The 18,325-nt window shown below is 68.9% G+C and carries 16 protein-coding genes; 8 read left to right on the top strand and 8 right to left on the bottom strand.

The window, feature by feature from the left end:
- Positions 1–11: 11 nt before the first annotated feature.
- From SFB74_RS02435 to SFB74_RS02420, 4 genes are all read right to left on the bottom strand, one after another.
- A complete protein-coding gene (locus SFB74_RS02435) occupies positions 12–926 on the bottom strand; it encodes a DNA/RNA non-specific endonuclease (RefSeq protein ID WP_432729081.1) in 915 nt (304 codons plus the stop codon).
- Positions 927–999: 73 nt separating this feature from the next.
- A complete protein-coding gene (locus SFB74_RS02430; protein WP_432729080.1) occupies positions 1,000–1,251 on the bottom strand; it encodes a hypothetical protein in 252 nt (83 codons plus the stop codon).
- The gene (locus tag SFB74_RS02425; protein ID WP_432729079.1) at positions 1,248–2,879 is read right to left on the bottom strand and encodes a S8 family serine peptidase; all 1,632 of its coding nucleotides are present in this window, start codon (positions 2,877–2,879) and stop codon (positions 1,248–1,250) included. Before SFB74_RS02425 ends, SFB74_RS02430 begins: the two co-directional genes overlap by 4 nt.
- Before the next feature lie 67 nt (positions 2,880–2,946).
- Positions 2,947–4,203 carry a CaiB/BaiF CoA transferase family protein gene (locus tag SFB74_RS02420; RefSeq protein ID WP_432729078.1) on the bottom strand — a complete coding sequence of 419 codons (1,257 nt, stop codon included), beginning with the start codon at positions 4,201–4,203 and terminating at the stop codon, positions 2,947–2,949.
- A gap of 274 nt (positions 4,204–4,477) precedes the next feature.
- On the opposite strand from SFB74_RS02420, the gene SFB74_RS02415 reads away from it, so the two are divergent.
- From SFB74_RS02415 to SFB74_RS02385, 7 genes are all read left to right on the top strand, one after another.
- Positions 4,478–5,368, top strand: coding sequence for a helix-turn-helix domain-containing protein (locus SFB74_RS02415; RefSeq protein WP_432729077.1), 891 nt, complete (start codon positions 4,478–4,480; stop codon positions 5,366–5,368).
- A 126-nt stretch (positions 5,369–5,494) separates the two neighbouring features.
- On the top strand, positions 5,495–6,424 hold the full coding sequence (locus SFB74_RS02410; RefSeq protein WP_432729076.1) for an ABC transporter substrate-binding protein: 930 nt from the start codon (positions 5,495–5,497) through the stop codon (positions 6,422–6,424).
- Positions 6,425–6,448: 24 nt separating this feature from the next.
- A complete protein-coding gene (locus tag SFB74_RS02405; protein WP_432729075.1) occupies positions 6,449–7,957 on the top strand; it encodes a sugar ABC transporter ATP-binding protein in 1,509 nt (502 codons plus the stop codon).
- Positions 7,954–8,934: an ABC transporter permease gene (locus tag SFB74_RS02400; protein ID WP_126472395.1), complete on the top strand. Its 981-nt coding sequence runs from the start codon at positions 7,954–7,956 to the stop codon at positions 8,932–8,934. Before SFB74_RS02405 ends, SFB74_RS02400 begins: the two co-directional genes overlap by 4 nt.
- Before the next feature lie 107 nt (positions 8,935–9,041).
- Entirely contained in the window at positions 9,042–10,115 is a 1,074-nt protein-coding gene (locus SFB74_RS02395) for a zinc-binding dehydrogenase (RefSeq protein WP_432731861.1), read from the top strand.
- A gap of 23 nt (positions 10,116–10,138) precedes the next feature.
- Positions 10,139–11,665, top strand: coding sequence for an FGGY-family carbohydrate kinase (locus SFB74_RS02390; RefSeq protein ID WP_432729074.1), 1,527 nt, complete (start codon positions 10,139–10,141; stop codon positions 11,663–11,665).
- Complete coding sequence (locus tag SFB74_RS02385) at positions 11,662–12,399, top strand: SDR family oxidoreductase (protein WP_432729073.1); 738 nt, start codon at positions 11,662–11,664, stop codon at positions 12,397–12,399. Before SFB74_RS02390 ends, SFB74_RS02385 begins: the two co-directional genes overlap by 4 nt.
- Positions 12,400–12,411: 12 nt before the next feature.
- Here SFB74_RS02385 and SFB74_RS02380 read toward each other — a convergent pair whose 3' ends face one another.
- Genes SFB74_RS02380 through SFB74_RS02370 form a run of 3 tightly spaced genes read right to left on the bottom strand, consistent with a single transcriptional unit; the run spans position 12,412 to position 15,918 of the window.
- Complete coding sequence (locus tag SFB74_RS02380) at positions 12,412–12,729, bottom strand: polyhydroxyalkanoic acid system family protein (protein ID WP_432729072.1); 318 nt, start codon at positions 12,727–12,729, stop codon at positions 12,412–12,414.
- Positions 12,722–13,858, bottom strand: coding sequence for an aminopeptidase (locus SFB74_RS02375; RefSeq protein ID WP_432729071.1), 1,137 nt, complete (start codon positions 13,856–13,858; stop codon positions 12,722–12,724). The genes SFB74_RS02380 and SFB74_RS02375 overlap by 8 nt, the downstream gene beginning before the upstream one ends.
- Positions 13,855–15,918, bottom strand: a complete 2,064-nt coding sequence (locus SFB74_RS02370; protein ID WP_432729070.1) for a molybdopterin-containing oxidoreductase family protein — start codon at positions 15,916–15,918, stop codon at positions 13,855–13,857. Before SFB74_RS02370 ends, SFB74_RS02375 begins: the two co-directional genes overlap by 4 nt.
- Before the next feature lie 51 nt (positions 15,919–15,969).
- On the opposite strand from SFB74_RS02370, the gene SFB74_RS02365 reads away from it, so the two are divergent.
- Positions 15,970–17,097: an ABC transporter substrate-binding protein gene (locus SFB74_RS02365; protein ID WP_432729068.1), complete on the top strand. Its 1,128-nt coding sequence runs from the start codon at positions 15,970–15,972 to the stop codon at positions 17,095–17,097.
- Between the two features lie 105 nt (positions 17,098–17,202).
- Here SFB74_RS02365 and SFB74_RS02360 read toward each other — a convergent pair whose 3' ends face one another.
- Positions 17,203–18,294 (bottom strand): M14 family metallopeptidase, encoded by a 1,092-nt coding sequence (locus SFB74_RS02360; protein WP_432729066.1) that lies wholly within the window; start codon positions 18,292–18,294, stop codon positions 17,203–17,205.
- Positions 18,295–18,325 lie beyond the last annotated feature (31 nt).

Here is an 18,325-nt window from a genome sequence, read left to right as displayed (position 1 = left end):
GACCGGCCTGCTCAGCCCGGCAGCTTCGTATCGGCGAAGCGCCGGATGGGCTGCACGAAGGAAAGGTCCGCGCCGTCGAGCACGTCGCGGCCTTCCAGGCTCTCGAAGCGCAGCCCGGTTTCGGCCTCGATGAAGGCAAGCGGGCGCTGCGAGGTGCCGAAGTCTTCCAGGTCGCGCGCCACGCCCGAATCCAGGTAGGTGCCCTGGCTCATCAGGTAGGCGATGGCGCTCAGCTCGCCGGTCGCCTCGCTGATGAAGGCGACCACCTTCCAGAAGTCGCGCGGAATGCGAATGCCGAATCTCTCCGGATCGTCCGGCCGCAGGATGGGGCCGGTGAAGACGCTGATGCGCTTGTCGTCGCCCTGGGCGTTGCCGAGCACGTAGTCCTCGAGGTCGCCCCAGAGCCCGTCGTTGAACGGCTGCCACTGGGGGCAGGCGTTGGTGGCGAAGAAGGTGTCGATGTTGGCCCGCTGCGCCGTCGCGAGCGGGCCCCAGTTCGGGTCCTGCCGGCGCGTCATGTGGCCACGCGAGAACTTGCCGTCCTGCCCGGGGCCGTAGGCCTCGCGCAGCATCTGGTATTCCTTCCTGATGCGGCCGTCGTAGTTCCAGGTGTCGTGGCGCGGAACGTTCTTCGACTTCGCGCCGTCGATGTTGCAGGCCGAGTAGAGCGGCACGCGCCGCGAGATGCACTGCACCGTGCTGAAGTGCTGGTACTTGAGCTCGAAGGAGCCGTCTTCCAGCGTGGCGATGTCGTCCATGGAAATGGACTCGCCGATGGCCGGCAGCTCCACGTGCCCGTCGTCCCCCAGGAAGCCGGGCGCGTAGCCCTGGCGGCCCCGGAAGAACTCCGGCGGCTTCGGCGTCGTGGCGACGCGCTGGATGCCGGCCCACGAGCTGCTCACGACCTGGATGTCTGCATCGGACATGGAAAGGCTCCCTCCAAAAACGACGGGGCCGTCTTCGGCCCCGGTGGATGCGTGTTGCGCAATCGCTTCGCGACTACTTCGCGAGCTTGGCCCTGGCGTTTTTCAGGTTGAAGACAGGCTTGCGGATTTCCGCGAAGGTGGGCTGGGAAACGGCCCATTCCGGGTTCTGCTCGAGGACGGCGAGCTGCTCCTCGTCGACCTGGGCTTCCATCAGGGTGCTGGTCTTGGCCGTCAGCACCACGCCCGGCACGCAGCGGCGCAGCCGTGCTTGCGCCGACAATTTCTTGCGGGGACTGCCTGTGTAGGTCAACACGATGCTGGTCACTTCAGAACTCCAAAACCTTCGTACTCGGCCGGCCAACCCACCTTTTTGGCTGCCTTGGACAGCATCCTGACGATGGCGTCGGCCTTTTCGGGGCCTCCTGGCATGTTAAGCAGCTTGCTATCCCCTGACAACAAACGGGCCGCCATTCCCGAGGAGTACGGCGTGGCCATCGAAGTTCCGGACATCATGGCGTAGCGATCGCCCGGAAAGGCCGACAGCACCGCCACGCCGGGGCCGATGAAATCGGTGGAAAGCCCGTAGTTCGAGAACTCGGCGACGAATTCCTTGCGGCGGCGGATCTCGCTTTCCTGGAAGCTCTCGGGGCAATCCGCCGGAAAAGTCCCGTCGCGCCCCAGCGCGCCCACGGCCAGCGTGTGGCTGTAGCGGGCGGGGTAGCGCAAGAGCGGCTGGCCGTCGTTGCCGGTGGCGGCGAACACCACCACGCCCGCGTTGCGCGCCTTCTCGAGGATGTCGGGCATCTCCGGCATCGGCTCCAGGCTGCCCATGCTGATGTTGACGATGTGGCAGCCGTCGGCGATCGCCCGGTCGAGGGCGCTGGCGATGTCGGTCGACTTGGCGCGCCCGCGCTCGCCGCTCTTCGGGCAGACGCGGTAGGCCAGCAGCCGGCAGGCGGGCGCCAGGCCGTAGATGCCGGTGTCCGGCGCCATCCGGCCCGCGATGATGCCGGCGACGTGGGTGCCGTGCCCGATGCCGTTGTCGAGGAAATCCGCCGGGTTCTCGCCGGTGACGAAGCAGCCGCCGCCCGCCACGGCAACGGCTGCATGGGGCCCGACGCCGCTGTCGATCACGCCGACCGTCACGCCCGCGCCCGCCTGCGGGTCGTAGGGCGCGTAGTTCGCCAGCAGCTGGAAGCTGTCGGGCACCAGCGGCGCCGCCAGCACGTTCAGCCGCTTCGGCGCGTCGACCCGGTCGAAGCCCTTCACGAAGACCGACCAGTGCGTGTGCTCCGGCTCGACCAGGATCATTTCCACGCGCGGATAGAGCACCGGAATCCCCAGGTTCGCGATGCCCTGGCTGTCGGTCACCGCCGGCACGTGCGCGCCGTCCCAGTCCACGAGCGCCTTCACGCGCACGCCCGCCACCGGCTTGCCCCGCGGGTCGGCAAAACGCACTTCGAAACGCTTGACCTTGGTGCCCGCCGCGACCTGGATCGCGCTCGCCTCCAGCTCGTCGCCCAGCGGGCGGATGTACTGCAGGTAGGCCCACGCGGCCGGCGCGATCCGCAGCCCCGGCGTGTTGCGGCGCATGGCCAGCAGGGCGGACGAATTGGCGCGCATCACCGACACGCCCTCGACCTGCTTGACGAGCTTCATCCTCGGCGCGCCGCGGCCGCGCACGCCTTCGCCGATCGCATCCGCCGCGTTGCCGAGGTTGATCGCGCTCAGCGTCGCCAGCTCCGCGCCGCCCTCCTCCGCGCTGCGCGGCGGCCAGACGATGACGTCGTCGGAGAACTTCGGCTCCAGCGCCATGCGGCGCAGGCGAAGCTCCTGCAGCAGGCGCTCGAGCTTCTTTTCGTCCGACTCCGAAAGCTCGCTTTTCGCCGGCGGAAGATTGCCGTTGTTGTCGCGCTTGCGGACTTCCCGTCGCTCGTTCGCTGCTGCAGCCATGGACTCTCTCCTTTGCCGCTTTATCGCACGACGGCGGTTTCGCGCCCGTGAATCGCCCCGTGACGAACTAGCCCACGATCCCCCGCTCGTGCAGCGCCGCGATCTGGTCGGCGCTCAGCCCGATCTCCTTCAGCACCGCGTCGGTGTCCGCCCCCAGCGCCGGCGCGTTGTGCCGGTGGCTGGCCGGCGTTAGCGACAGCTTGGGCACGAAGCCGGGCACCGCGAGATCGCTGCCGTCGGCCATGCGTACCTGCTGCAGCATGCCGCGCGCGGCGTAGTGCGGATCGGCCGCGATGTCGGCGATGGTGTAGATGCGCCCGGCCGGCACGTGCGCCGCGTCGAGCGCCGCCAGCACCTCGCCCACCGTGCGCTGCGCGGCCCAGTCGCCGATGGCGGCGTCCAGCATTTCCACCTGCGCGACGCGTCCCGTGTTGCCGGCCAGCGCCGGGTCGGCCGCCAGATCGGGCCGGCCGATGCAGGCCATGAGCCGGCGGAAGATGCTGTCGCCGTTGCCCGCGACGATGGCATAGCCGCCATCCGCGCAGCGGTAAGCATTGGTCGGCGCGATGCCCGGCAGCGCACTGCCGGCGGCCTCGCGCACCGCGCCGAAGGCGCCGTATTCCGGCAGCAGGCTTTCCATGCAGTTGAAGACCGCCTCGTACAGCGCCACGTCGACCACCTGCCCGCGCCCCTTGGGATATTCGGCGCTCACCGTCGCGTGCCGGTGCTGCATCGCCATCAGCACGCCGATCACGCCGTGCAGCGAGGCCAGCGTGTCGCCTATCGAAACGCCCACGCGCACCGGCACCCGGCCCGGCTCGCCCGTGAGATGGCGCAGCCCGCCCATGGCCTCGGCCACCACGCCGAAGCCGGGGCGGTCGCGATACGGGCCGGTCTGGCCGTAGCCGCTGATGCGCAGCATCACGAGCGCGGGGTTGGCGGCCAGCAGCTCGTCGGGGCCCAGGCCCCAGCCCTCCATCGCGCCGGGGCGGAAGTTCTCGACCAGCACGTCGGCCTCGGCCGCGAGCTGCCGCACGATGGCCTGCGCCTCGGCCTCGCGCAGGTCCAGCGCCAGCGAGCGCTTGTTGCGCGACTGCACCTGCCACCAGACGGAGGTGCCGTCCTTCAGCAGCCGCCAGGTGCGCAGCGGATCGCCCGCGCCGGGCGGCTCGATCTTGATGACCTCGGCGCCGAAGTCGGCCAGCGTGCGCGCGGCAAAAGGCCCGGCGATGAGCTGCCCGAGCTCGATGACCTTGAGGCCGGCCAGCGGGCCGGCTGCCGAAGCGGATGCGTTGGGGGTGGAGGAAGCGGTGGTCGTCGTCATGCGCCCGAGTGTGCCGCGCCGCCGCAATGGCTCGGTCGAGACGCTTCGGGGCGGGAAAACACCTATGAATTCTTGACACCGCCGGCCGGGCCGATTCCGCAGTGCAGCAATGGCCGCCTTCGCCCGCCCCGCTCCCCGGGGAGAAAGGCCCTTGCTGCGGCGCAATGCGGCAGGATGCGCCGGCCTATGGCAGCCCCGCGGAGGTCAAGAAAGTATCAACTCCGGGCGCTATCTCAGGTTGTTGGCGTCGGGAGCGATTCGTACAGTCCGCCCCATGCAACCCGACCTGGAAATCGTCGAAGTCCGCGGTGACGAATCGTTCACCTGCTGGGCGCACGGATACCCGTACCGCACGGTGCGCTGGCACTTCCATCCCGAGTACGAGATCCAGCTCATCGTCGAAACCCAGGGCGTGTATTTCGTGGGCGACCACGTGGGCCACTTCGAGCCGGGCAACCTGGTGCTGATGGGCCCCGACCTTCCGCACAACTGGATCAGCGACGTGCCCGCCGGCCAGAGCGTGGAGCGGCGCGGCATCGTGATCCAGTTCCCGGCCGCGCTGGTGCAGAGCATGGCCGCGACCTTCCCCGAGTTCGAGCGCGTCGAGCCCCTGCTGGCCGAGTCGGGCTCGGGCCTGCTGTTCTCGGCGGAGACCGCCGCGGCGGCCAAGCCGATCATGGAATCGCTGCTGGAGGCGCGCGGCCTGCGCCGGGTGATCCTGCTGCTGTCGCTGCTCGAGCTGCTGGCCGAGGGCCAGGACCGCCAGCGCCTCGCCAGCCCCGCCTTCAAGCCCGACCCCAAGGCCTTCATGTCGCACGCCATCAACAACGTGCTGGCGCATATCGCCGCCAACCTCGGCGACGAGTTGCGCGAGCCGATGCTGGCCGAGCTGGTGGGCCAGAGCCCGAGCGCGTTCTCGCGCTCCTTCCGCAAGCACACGGGCCAGTCCTTCGTACGCTACGTGAACCGGCTGCGCATCAGCCGCGCCTGCGAGCTGCTCACCAACAGCGAGAAGCCCGTGCTCGACGTCTGCATGGACGTGGGCTTCAACAACGTGTCGAACTTCAACCGGCAGTTCCTGCTGCACAAGCGCATGCCGCCGACCAAGTTCCGCAAGTTCCACCGCATGCAGGCAGCCGCCTCGCGCGCCGCCAGCCCGCCGTAGCGCACGGCGCCACCGCCACCACCGTTCCCCCGCGTCGTTTCCGGCGCGGCGCATCAGGGCGCCGCGCAGGGCGACTCTTTGCCAGCGTTTTTCATCGACAGCGACAACCTCAAGGAGACAGCCACCATGACGAAACTTCTCAAAGCCACCGCCCTCACCGCATGCATCGCCGCGCTGGCCTGCGGCACTTCGGCCGCGCAGGCCCAGGCGGCGAAGCAGCCGCTGCGCATCGGCATGACCTTCCAGGAGCTCAACAACCCCTACTTCGTGACCATGAAGCAGGCGCTGGAGGAAGCCGCCGCCAGCATCGGCGCGACCGTGGTCACCACCGACGCGCGGCACGACGTGGCCAAGCAGATCGGCGACGTGGAGGACATGATCCAGAAGAAGGTCGACATCCTGCTGCTGAACCCGACCGACTCCACCGGCGTGCAGTCGGCCGTGCGCTCGGCCAAGAAGGCGAACCTGGTGGTGGTGGCGGTGGACGCCAACGCGCAGGGCCCGGTCGATTCCTTCGTGGGCTCGAAGAACACCGACGCCGGCCGGCTGGCCTGCGACTACCTCGCGAAGAACATCGGCGAGAAGGGCGACGTGGCCATCCTCGACGGCATCCCGGTGGTGCCGATCCTGGAGCGCGTGAAGGGCTGCCGCGAGGCGCTCGCCAAGTACCCCGGCATCAAGGTGGTGAGCACGCAGAACGGCAAGCAGGAGCGCGCCACCGCGCTCACCGTGACCGAAAACATCCTGCAGGCCAACAAGGACCTCAAGGGCATCTTCAGCGTGAACGACGGCGGCTCCATGGGCGCGCTCGCGGCCATCGAGGCCAGCGGCAAGGACGTGAAGCTTGCCAGCGTGGACGGCGCGCCCGAGGCCATCAAGGCGATGCAGAAGCCGGGCTCGAAGTTCATCGCCACCACCGCGCAGTACCCGCGCGACCAGATCCGCCTGGCCATCGGCATCGCGCTGGCGAAGAAGTGGGGCGCCAACGTGCCGGCCGCCGTGCCTGTCGACGTGAAGCTGATCGACGCCGAGGGCGCGAAGACCTTCAGCTGGTAAGGCGCATCCGAGCGAGGCATGGCCATGGAAGACACAGCCGAAATGCTACGGCTCGAAGGCGTCTCGAAGAGCTTTCCCGGCGTGAAGGCGCTCTCGGGCATCGACCTCTCGATCCGCAAGGGCGAGGTGCACGCGCTGCTCGGCGAGAACGGCGCGGGCAAGTCGACGCTGATGAAGATCCTCGGCGGCATCCACCAGGCCGACGAGGGGCGCATCCTCATCGAGGGCAGCGAGCGCAGGTTCGCGGGCTACAACGACGCGATCGCGGCGGGCATCGGCATCATCTTCCAGGAGTTCAGCCTCATCCCGTACCTGAACGCGGTGGAGAACATCTTCCTCGGCCGCTACCTGAAGAACCGCTTCGGGCTGATGGACAAGGCGGCGATGAAGCGCTCGGCGCGCGAACTCTTCGACGAACTGGGCGTGCACATCGACCTCGACGCGCCCATCTGCCGCCTCTCGGTGGCGCAGCAGCAGTTCGTGGAGATCGGCAAGGCGCTGTCGCTGAAGGCGCGCCTGCTGGTGCTCGACGAGCCCACCGCCACGCTCACGCCGAACGAGGCCGGGCATCTGTTCAACATCATGCGGGAGCTGCGCGCCAGGGGCGTGGCGATGATCTTCATCTCGCACCACCTCGACGAGATCTTCGAGGTGTGCGACCGCATCAGCGTGCTGCGCGACGGCGCCAACGCGGGGCACGCCGAAGTGGGCGAGACGAACGTCGATGCGCTGGTCGAGATGATGGTGGGCCGGCGCATCGAGCACAGCTTTCCGCCGAAGCCGCAGCCCGCGCCGCGCGGGCGCAAGGTGCTGGAAGTGCCGCACATCCAGCTCTCGAAAGGCGGGCCCGTCAACGCTTTCGAGCTGCACGAAGGCGAGATCCTCGGCTTCGCGGGCCTGGTCGGCTCGGGCCGCACGGAGCTGGCACTGGGCATGATGGGCGCCGACCGCGCCCATCGCAAGACGGTGCTGCGCAACGGCGTGCCCGTGCGGCTGGACGACCCGACGCAGGCGCTGGAGCACGGCATCGGCCTGCTGCCCGAGAGCCGCAAGGTGGAAGGGCTCATCACCGACTTCACGATCCGCTTCAACATCTCGCTGAACAACCTGGGCAGGCACCGCAGCGCGGGGCTGGTCAGCAGGGCCTCGGAAGAGCGCTCGGCCGCCGAGCTCTCGCGCCGCGTCGGCGTGAAGGCGCCCGGCATCGAAACCCGCGTGGCCACGCTTTCGGGCGGCAACCAGCAGAAGGTGGTGATCGCGCGCTGGCTCGGCCACGATTGCGAGGTGCTGATCTTCGACGAGCCCACGCGCGGCATCGACGTAGGCGCCAAGGCAGAGATCTACGGGCTCATGCGCGAACTCACGCGGCAGGGCAAGTCGATCGTGATGATCTCCAGCGAGCTGCCCGAGATCGTCGGCATGTGCGACCGCGTCGCGGTGTTCTCGGGCGGCTCCATCGTGGCCACGCTCGAGGGCGACTCCATCAACTCCGGCGACATCATGCGCCACGCAACCAAAGGGGGCCTGCAATGAACGCCACCGCCACCCATCCCGTGCCGCCGGTTCCCGCCGGCGGGCTCTTCACCCGGCTGCGCCGCTCGACGGCCTTTCTTCCGCTGGTGGGCCTGGTCGCGATCTCGGTCTTCATGATCGTGGCGACCGACAACTTCCTCTCGTGGAGCAACCTGCAGAACATCGCGCTGCAGTCGTCGATCAACGCGATCATCGCGGTGGGCATGACGGCCGCGATCCTCACCGGCGGCATCGATCTTTCGGTGGGCGCGGTGGTGGCGCTCTCGGGCACGCTGGCCTCGGGGCTGATGGTGCAGTTCGGGCTGCCGCCGGTGCTCGCCGTGCCGCTGGGCCTCGGCGTGGGCGTGGTGATCGGCCTCTTCAACGGCTACTGCGTGGCCTACCTGCGCATGCCGCCCATCATCGTGACGCTGGCCACCATGGGCATCGCGCGCGGCATCGCACTGATCTACACGGGCGGCTACCCCATCGACGGGCTGCCCGACTCGTTCGCCTTCCTCGGCGGCGGCGTGCTGGCGGGCATCAAGGTGCCGATCCTCATCATGCTGGCGACCTACCTCGCGGCCTACGTGCTGCTGAACATGGCGCCCTTCGGCCGCTACGTGTACGCCATCGGCGGCAACGAGGAAGCCACGCGGCTGTCGGGCGTGCGGGTGTCGCGCTACAAGCTGCTGGTGTACGCGCTCAGCGGCTTCACCGCAGCGGTGGCCGGCATCGTGCAGGCCTCGCGCGTGACCAGCGGGCAGCCCGGCGTGGGCGTGGGCTTCGAGCTCGACGCCATCGCCGCGGTGGTGATGGGCGGCACCTCCATCGCGGGCGGACGCGGTGCCATCGTGGGCACGCTGGTCGGCGCGCTGCTGCTGGGCGTGCTGAACAACGGCCTGAACATGATCGGCGTGTCGCCGTACCTGCAACTGATCATCAAGGGCGGCATCGTGCTGCTCGCCATCTTCATCAGCCGGGAAGCCAAGCGCTGACTTCCCCGTCGCCTGCCCCCTCGTTCCCTTCCAAGACCTCAAGGAATCCCGTGTCCTATCAAAAGCTCCAGCCCGGTACCTCGGGCGCCATCTCGCAACTCGCCTCCATGCAGGCCGTCGTCTGCCACGGCCCCAAGGACTACAGGCTCGAGACCGTCGACATGCCGGTCATCGGCGCCAACGAGCTGCTGATCTCCATCGCCGCATGCGGCATCTGCGCCTCCGACTGCAAGTGCCACTCGGGCGCGAAGATGTTCTGGGGCGGCGACGGGCAGCCCTCGTGGGTGAAGGCACCGGTGATCCCGGGCCATGAGTTCTTCGGCTACGTCGAGGCGCTGGGCGAAGGCGCGGCCGAGCACTTCGGCGTGGAGAAAGGCGACCGCGTGATCGCCGAGCAGATCGTGCCCTGCGGCAAGTGCCGCTTCTGCACCTCGGGCAAGTACTGGATGTGCGAGGTGCACAACATCTTCGGCTTCCAGCGCATCGTGGCCGACGGCGGCATGGCCGACTACATGCGGCTGCCGCCCACCGCCCGCGTGCACAGGATTCCCGACGGCATCTCGCTGGAAGACGCGGCCATCATCGAGCCGCTCTCGTGCGCGATCCACACGGTGAACCGCGGCGAGATCCAGCTCGACGACGTGGTGGTGATCGCCGGCGCCGGTCCGCTGGGGCTGATGATGGTGCAGGTGGCCGCGCTGAAGACGCCGAAGAAGCTGGTCGTGATCGACCTCGTGCCCGAGCGCCTCGCGCTCGCGAAGCAGTACGGCGCCGACGTCGTCATCAACCCGAAGACCGAGAACGCCGACGCCATCGTCAAAGGGCTGACCGGCGGCTACGGCTGCGACGTGTACATCGAGACCACCGGCGTGCCCGCGGGCGTGACGCAGGGCCTGGAGATGATCCGCAAGCTCGGCCGCTTCGTGGAGTTCAGCGTGTTCGGCTCCGAGACCAGCGCCGACTGGTCGATCATCGGCGACCGCAAGGAGCTCGACGTGCGCGGCGCGCACCTGGGGCCGTACTGCTACCCCGTGGCCATCGACCTGCTGGCGCGCGGGCTCGTCACCTCGAAGGGCATCGTCACGCACGACTTTCCGCTGACCGAATGGGAGCGCGCCTTCGCGCTGGCAAACTCGCTGGATTCCATCAAGGTGCTGCTGAAGCCGCAGCCCCGATCCTGAGAGACAACCAGCCAGAGGACACCATGAAATACGTGATCGGCGTCGACATCGGCACGCAGAGCACCAAGTGCCTGCTCGTCGGAATCGACGGCAAGGTGCATTCGCAGCACAGCGTGGCCTACCAGCCCGAGACGCCGAAGCCGTTGTGGGCGCAGCAGGACTGCGAGGTGTGGTTCGACGCGGTGTGCGAGAGCGTGCGCGCCTGCGTGGCCGGCAGCGGCGTCGCGCCCTCCGACATCGCCGCGATGTGCGTGAGCAGCCTCTACGGCGGCGCCGGCATCCCGGTCGACGACGGCATGCGCCCGCTGCACCCCTGCCTGATCTGGATGGACCGGCGCGCCACCGCCGAGGTCGACGCGGTGAACGCGAATGTCGACGTGGCGCGGCTGCAGGCCATCACCGGCAACGGCGTGGACAGCTACTACGGCTTCACCAAGATCCTGTGGGTGCGCGAGCACCTGCCCGAGGTGTGGGCGAAGACGCGCCACTTCCTGCCGCCCAACAGCTACGTCAACTGGCGGCTCACCGGCGAGCTCGCTGTCGACCACAGCTCGGCCGGCAACATCGGCGGCGTGTACGACGCGGCGCGCCGGCAGTGGTCGGAAGAAGCGATGCGCATGCTCGGCATTCCGTCGCGCATGATGCCGCCACGCCTCGTGGAGTCGAGCGACGTGGTCGGCGCTCTGGGTGCCGAATGGGCCGCGAAGCTGGGCCTTGCCGAAGGCATGCCGCTGATGGCGGGCGGGGTCGACGCGGCGGTCGCCACCTTCTGCGCGGGCGTCACCGGCAGCGGCGACCACGTGGCGATGATCGGCACCAGCATGTGCTGGGGCTTCGTGAGCCCCACGGTCGATGCGCGGCACAAGCTCATCACCATGCCGCACGTGTACCGCGGCGCGGACCGCAGCTATGTGTTCGGCGGCGCGATCACGGCGGGCGCCGCGGTCACCTGGTTCCGCGAGGCCTTCTGCCAGGCCGAGATCGCGGAGGCGGCGCGCACCGGCGAGGACGCGCACGCGCTCATCGAGCGCAAGGCGGTCGACGTGCCGCCCGGTGCCGAGGGCCTGGTGTTCCTGCCCTACCTCATGGGCGAGCGCAGCCCGATCTGGGACGCACAGGCCAAGGGCGCGTTCATCGGGCTTTCGCTCGCGCACAGCCGCGCGCACCTGTACCGCGCGGTGCTCGAGGGCGTGAGCTTCGCGCTGCAGCACAACATCGAGGCCGGCCGCCAGAGCGGCCAGCCGCTGGACGACCGGCTGATCGTGGTCGGCGGCGCGGCGCATTCCGATCTCTGGATGCAGATCGTGGCGGACATCACGGGCTACCCGGTGTTCACCATCGAGCAGGAAGTGGAAGCGGCACTGGGCGCGGCGATGCTCGCGGCGCTCGGCGCCGGACTGGTCGACGCGGCCACCGCCGAGCGCGGCTGGGTCACGCTGGTGGAGCGGGCGCGGCCCGAGCCCCGCGCGCAGGCCGTGTATCGCGAACGCTTCGACATCTACAAATCGCTCTACCCCGCGCTGCGCGATGCGATGCAGCGGCTGAAATGACCATTTCCTTCGACTTCTCCGGACGCCGCGCCCTCGTGACCGGCGCGAGCAGCGGCATCGGCCGCGCGGTGGCGGTGCGGCTCGCGCAGGCGGGCGCACAGGTCACGGCCATCGGGCGCAATGCCGCGGCACTGGCGGCGCTGCACAACGAAGCCGGCTGCACGCCGCTGGTGCTCGACGTGGCCGATGCGCCGGCGCTGGAGCGCGCGCTCGCTGCCCTGTCCGCCTTCGATCTCGTGGTGAATTGCGCCGGCATCGCGCTGCTCGAATCCGCCATCGAACTGCAGGCCGACAGCTTCGACGCGGTGATGGCCGTCAACGCGCGCGCGGCGGCGCTGGTGGCCTCGCGCTGCGGCAAGGCGATGATCGCGGCCGGCGTGCGCGGCAGCATCGTCAACGTGTCGAGCCAGGCCGCGCTGGTCGCGCTCGATGCGCACCTTTGCTACTGCGCCTCGAAGGCCGCGATGGACGCCATCACGCGATCGCTGTGCCTGGAGTTCGGGCCGCACGGCATCCGCGTGAACAGCGTGAACCCCACCGTCACGCTCACGCCGATGGCCGAGCAGGCCTGGTCCGATCCGGCCAAGAGCGCGGCCGCCTTGAAGAACATTCCGCTGGGCCGCTTCGCGCAGGTGGATGAAGTGGTGGCGCCGATCCTCTTCCTGCTGGGCGACGGCGCGTCGATGGTGAGCGGCGTGGCGCTGCCGGTGGACGGCGGCTACACCATCGTCTGAAGCCGGAGGGCCTCAGGCGAGGCGGGTGCCGCCGCCTCGCGGGGCGTCGAGCATCGCGTCGAGGTTGCGCGTGATCTTCTGCTCGATCATTTCGCTGAAGCTGCTGAACAGGAAGCCCAGCGTCGCGTCGAGCTTGAAGGTGGTGTCGGTGACTTCGACGGTGCCGTCGATGCCGGCGCGCGTGAAGGTGGCGGTGTCGCAGCCTTCGCCTTGCGTGTAGACGCATTCGAGGCCGAACTCCTGTTCGGCCTGCTGTATCCACTTGCGTGCGACGACACGCGCTCTCGCGATGCCCAGCGTGTGGTTGCGTTCGATATGGATGTCAGGCACCGTGATCTCCGTTTTTCTGTTCCGGGCTGTAGTGGGTTTGCAGGATGCCGGTCGCCGCCTGCAGGGCCGAGCGACGTTCTTCCGTGGTCGGCAGCGCGGCGATGCGCCGGACCTCAGTGTAAAAGCGCGGCCAGTCGCGGCCTTCGCGCTCGAAGAGTTTCTCGAAGCTGGGCACGAGGTCGTCGTACGCGCCCTGCGCGCCGAAGGCCGCATTGTTGGCGCGCGCCACCCAGGCGTCGTAGGCGTTCTGGCGCGGGCCCGACCAGCCGGCCTTCAGCTTCGCGTAGCGATCGCGGAAGTCGGCCATGGCTGCCTGCTTCATCACTTCCACCTTCGCCCAGTCCTTGGCCTTGGCTTCTGGCGACTCGTACACCTTGGTCAAGGCGCGGCGGGTGTCGAGCGCCAGCGCGCGGAACTCCTGGCGCTGCGCGTCGAACTGCGCGTATTCGCGCCGCGCCGGCTCGCCGGCCTCGCGCTGCAGCCACATCGCCCCGCCGATGCGCTCGACCGCCGTGGCGTACGACTCGTTGAACACCGTGTCGCCGGCCACGTAGAGCACCTGGTGCGCGAGCTCGTGGAACACGATGCGCGCGAGCTCGCCCTCGGGGTAGCCGATGAAGGTGGACAGCAGCGGATCGCCGCCGGCCCAGTTCATCCAGCCCAGCGTGGAGTACGCGGGCACCGGGTACACGGCCACTTCCAGGTCCTGCTTCTTCTGCTCCTCGGCTTCGGCCTTGGCCGCTTCCTCGCTGTAGTAGCCGCGGTAGCCCACGCAGCCCGCCACCGGGAAGCACCAGCTCTTGAGCGTGAGCGAATACGGCGGTGCCGCCACCACGTTCCACACGGCCGCGGGGCGATGCAGGTCGGCGTACGACTTGTAGCTGGGGTTGTCCGGCAGCCCGAGTTCGCTGGAGGCGAAGCGGCGTATGCGTTGCGTGAGCTCGAGCTTGGCCTTCAGCGCCGCCGACACCGAGGGGTCGGCCAGCCACTCGGGCACCGGCTTGGCGGCCCGCATGATGCCGATGTGGCCGCTGGCGGACTGCCAGTAGTAGCCGAGGTCGGCGCAGCCGGTGAGCAGGAGCAGCGAGCCGGCGAACGCAAGCGCCGGAAGAACGCGAAGAGGCCTCACACCTTCTCGACTTCGACCAGGCAGTCGTAGAAGGTCGGCCCGCGGCCGATGTCGGTCAGGCGCTGGCTGGTGAGCTCGTTGACGTTGGTGCCGTCCATGCCGAGCTTGCGCCACCAGATGCCCATGCCGTGCACCACGCCCTGGCGCGCGCGGCGCGAGACCTCGGCGCGGCAGCGGTGCTCGCCGCGCTTGTTGAACACGCGCACCGTCGCCCCGTCCTCGATGCCGCGCGCGGCGGCGTCGGCCTCGTGGATCTCGAGCAGCGGCTCGACCTCGATGGCGCGCAGGCTCGTCACGTTGACGAAGGTCGAGTTGAGGAAGTTGCGCGCCGGCGGCGAGATCATGGCCAGCGGGAATTCGGTGGAGCTGCCTGCCGGCTCCCAGTTGGGCACGTGGTCGGGCAGGCCGTCCATGCCCATGGCCTGCAGGCGGTCGCTGAAGAATTCACAGCGGCCCGAAGGCGTGGGGAACCGGCCTGCGGCGAACGGAGCCTCGGGCAGCTTCAGGCTGCTGAAGCCCTGGGCCATCAGCTCGGAGAAATCGATGTTGCGCTCGGCGAAGGCGGTGCGGCACAGCGTCTCGTCGGAATCGGAGAAGCAGGGCTCGTCGAAGCCCATGCGCTTCGCCAGCTCGCGGAACACCCAGGCGTTGCTGCGGGCCTCGCCGCGCGGCGCCACGGCCGGGCGGTTCAGCAGCACGTCGGTGTGGCCGTAGCTGCAGTGGATGTCCCAGTGCTCCAGCTGCGTGGTGGCGGGCAGCAGGTAGTCGGCGTAGTCGGCGGTGTCGGTGCGGAACTGCTCCAGCACCACGGTGAAGAGGTCTTCGCGCGCGAAGCCAGCCGCCACCTTGGCCGACTCGGGCGCCACCGCCACCGGGTTGCTGTTGTAGACCACGATGGCCTTCACCGGATTGGCGGTGTCGAGCAACGCGTCGCCGATGGTGCTCATGTTGATGGTGCGCGGCTTGCGTCCGGCCAGCAGGTCGGGGCGCTGCAGCGCGGCGCGGTCCACCGGGTAATGGCCCGAGCTGCTCAGCAGCAGGCCGCCCGCGCGGTCGCGCCAGGCGCCCACCAGCGCCGGCAGGCAGGCGACGGCGCGGGCCGCGTTGCCGCCGCCGCGCACGCGCTGCATGCCGTAGTTCAGGCGGATGGCGGCCGGCTTCGTGGTGCCGTAGGCCTTCGCGAGCGAGACGATCTGCTCCTCGGGAATGCCGCAGACCTCGGCCGCGCGCGACGGCGGCCATTGCAGCGCGCGCTCGCGCAGCTGCTCCCAGCCTAGGGTGTGGTTGGCGATGTAGTCGTGGTCGAGCCAGTCGTTCACGATCAGCTCGTGCATCAGGGCCAGCGCCAGCGCGGCGTCGGTGCCGGGCAGCAGGGCGATGTGCTCGTCGCACTTGTCGGCGGTCTCGGTGCGGCGCGGATCGATGCACACCAGCCGGGCGCCTGCGCGCTTGGCGGCCTGGGCGTGGCGCCAGAAATGCAGGTTGCTGGCGATGGAATTGCTGCCCCAGATCAGGATGAGCTTCGCCTCGGCGAAGAACTCGATGCGCATGCCGACCTTGCCGCCCAGCGTGTAGAGCATGGCCTCGCCGCCGGCCATCGAGCAGATCGTGCGGTCCAGCAGGGTGGCGCCCAGCTTGTGGAAGAAGCGCCTGTCCATCGACTCGCCCTGCACCAGGCCCATGGTGCCCGCATAGCTATAGGGGACAATAGCTTCGGGTTTTCCCTGTAATACTTGAAGATGCGCGGCGATGTCGTCCAGGGCGGCATCCCAGCTCACCGGCTCGAACTGGCCGCTTCCCTTGGGGCCGACCCGCTTCAGGGGTTGTATCAGCCGCTCCGCATGGTCGTTTCGCTCGATGTAGCGCGACACCTTGGTGCACAGCACCCCGCCCGTGTGCGAATGGGCCGGGTTGCCCTGCAGCTTCACCGCAACGCCGTCCCTGACGGTGGTGACCAGCGCGCAGGTGTCCGGACAGTCGTGCGGGCATGCGCCCAGCACGGTGGTCGTTGCGGGCTGGGAGGGCGCTTCTTCGAGCGAGGTATCCGGTGCGTGGGCCATCGGGCAAGTCTAATTTGTGCGCGAGTCAGAGCGCAGGAGTGGGTTTTCATCATGTTGTTGAATCGACGTCATTTTTCGCTGGCCGCAGGCGCGGCAGCCACGCTGGGCGGCTTCGGCATCGCCCGGGCGCAGGGCGACACGCCGCTGATGCTGGGCCAGTCGGCGCCGTTCACCGGCCCGGCGGCGCAGCTGGGCATCCAGTTCCACCAGGGCGCCAAGCTGTTCCTGGACCAGTACAACGCCCAGCCGGGCCGCCGCAACGTGGTCATCAAGAACCTGGACGACGGCTACGAGCCCGACCGCTGCGCGGCCAACACGCAGAAGCTGATCGAGGAGGACGTCTTCGCCCTCTTCGGCTACATCGGCACCCCGACCAGCCTGGCCGCGCTGCCGCTGGCGGTGAAGGACAAGGTGCCCTTCGTGGCCCCCTTCACCGGCGCGATGTCGCTGCGCGAGCCCTTCCAGAAGAACGTGTTCCACCTGCGCGCCTCGTACAACGACGAGACGGCGCTGATGGTGAAGCAGCTCACCCACCTGGGCCTGAAGAAGATCGCGGTCTTCTACCAGAACGACGCCTACGGCAAGGCCGGGCTCGACGGCGTGACGCTGGCGCTCGGCGAGCAGCAGCTCAAGCCGGTCGCGCTGGCCACGGTGGAGCGCAACTCGGCCGACGTGGCGCAGGCCGTGAAGGCCATCGTCGCGGCGCGGCCCGACGCGGTGGTGCAGGTGGGCGCATACAAGGCCTGCGCGACCTTCATCCGCGAAGCGCGCAAGGCGGGCTACGGCGGCACCTTCTTCAACATGTCCTTCGTCGGTACGCAGGCGCTGGCGGACGAGCTGGGCAAGGACGGCGCCGGCGTGATGATCACCCAGGTGGTGCCCTCGCCCTACAACCAGGCCAATGCGCTGGCGCGCGAGTTCGCCGAGGCGGCGCGCAAGGTCAACGGCGCCAGCGTCAATTTCTCGAGCCTGGAGGGCTACCTCGCCGCGAAGGTGCTGGTGGAAGGCCTGCGCAAGGCGCCGGGCAAGCCCACGCGCGAGAGCCTGATCGCCGGGCTGGAAAGCATCGACCGCCAGCAGTTCGGCGGCTTCGAGGTGTCGTTCTCGGCCAAGAACCACGTGGGCTCGAAGTTCGTCGAGCTCTCGATGCTGACGGGCGACGGCCGCGTCAGGACCTGAAGTTCTTTCGTGGAATACCGCGGAACCGGCTTTGCCGGGCCGCAGGTATTGCCCCCTTGAAGGGGTTGGCGAAGCGACACGAAGTGCGCGAAGCCTGGGGGTGGGTCAGCTCAGCCCGTCGACGGCCTGGAACATGGCCTGGCGCGCCTGGCTGACGATCTGCCCGCGCCAGGCGTCGGTGTCCGTGTAGAACGCCTCCACCATGCGCGCCCGGATGCCGTCGGCCAGGTCGGCCGGCGCCTCGGGGTGCTTGTGCAGCCAGTGGTCGGCGCGCAGCGCGCCGGTCACTTCGAGCATGGGCAGCGTCCCGTATTCGAGCGCGATGCCGGTGTACTCGGCCTGCGGGCACTCCTCGTACACCGAATCCCACATCAGCCCGCGCAGCAGCGCCGAGGTGGAAGAGCCGTCGTAGATGGAGGTGACCGGCGCCGCCGGCGTGCCCCACCACGCGTTGGCGCGCGCATAGGCGACCTTGTCGTCGCGGCAGGCGAAGATGCGCTCGCCCAGGCCATTCGGGCCCAGCCCCGTGTGCAAGTCGATCCACGCGATGCGCTTCGCATTGCCCGCATGGCGGCGCAGCACCTCGCGGATGGTCTTGTTGCTCCAGGTCGGCGCCTTGCCGCCGTAGAACAGGCCGTCGTCGAACTGGTACTGCCCGCTGGTCACGGCCGCCTGGTAGGCGGTGGCGCCATGCTTCCCGATCCACTTGTCGATGGCCGCCTGGTTCTCCGGCGTGGGCGGCCAGGTGTCGGGCAGCAGCAGCTCGTGCAGCTTCGCGTACGGCTCATTGACCGGCACCGGCTTCGAGAAGTCGAGGAAGTTGCGGTTCAGGTCGACGTTCTCGTGCGTCACGCGCCGGCCATACGAGAAGCCGTGCGGGTTGAGCGCATGCACGTAAAGCACCGACACGCCCTGCGCCTTCGCCTTCTCGCGCCATTCGGCGTCGTGCAGCGCGAACACCTGCACGCCGCTGCCGCAATGGCCCTCGACGCCGTGGCATGCACTGCTCACGATCAGCAGGTTCTGCGCATCGGGCTTGCCGTCGAGCGCCACGTCCATCGAGAGCTCCTCGCCCTCGCGCCCCTTGAGCGGGTGCGCATGCGGCTCGACCGTGAGGCCGGCGCTCACGCAGCCCTGCAGGAATTTCTGGCGCGCCTGTGCATAGCGCGGCGAAAAGGCTTCGGCGATTCCGATCATGTGGCGCTGGACCTTTCTCGGTGGCTGGGCG

Source organism: Variovorax xiamenensis (assembly GCF_050916385.1).
Lineage (GTDB): Bacteria > Pseudomonadota > Gammaproteobacteria > Burkholderiales > Burkholderiaceae_C > Variovorax.
The sequence above is the reverse complement of the archived record's forward strand: the minus strand, read 5'-3'. Positions and strand labels throughout refer to the sequence as shown.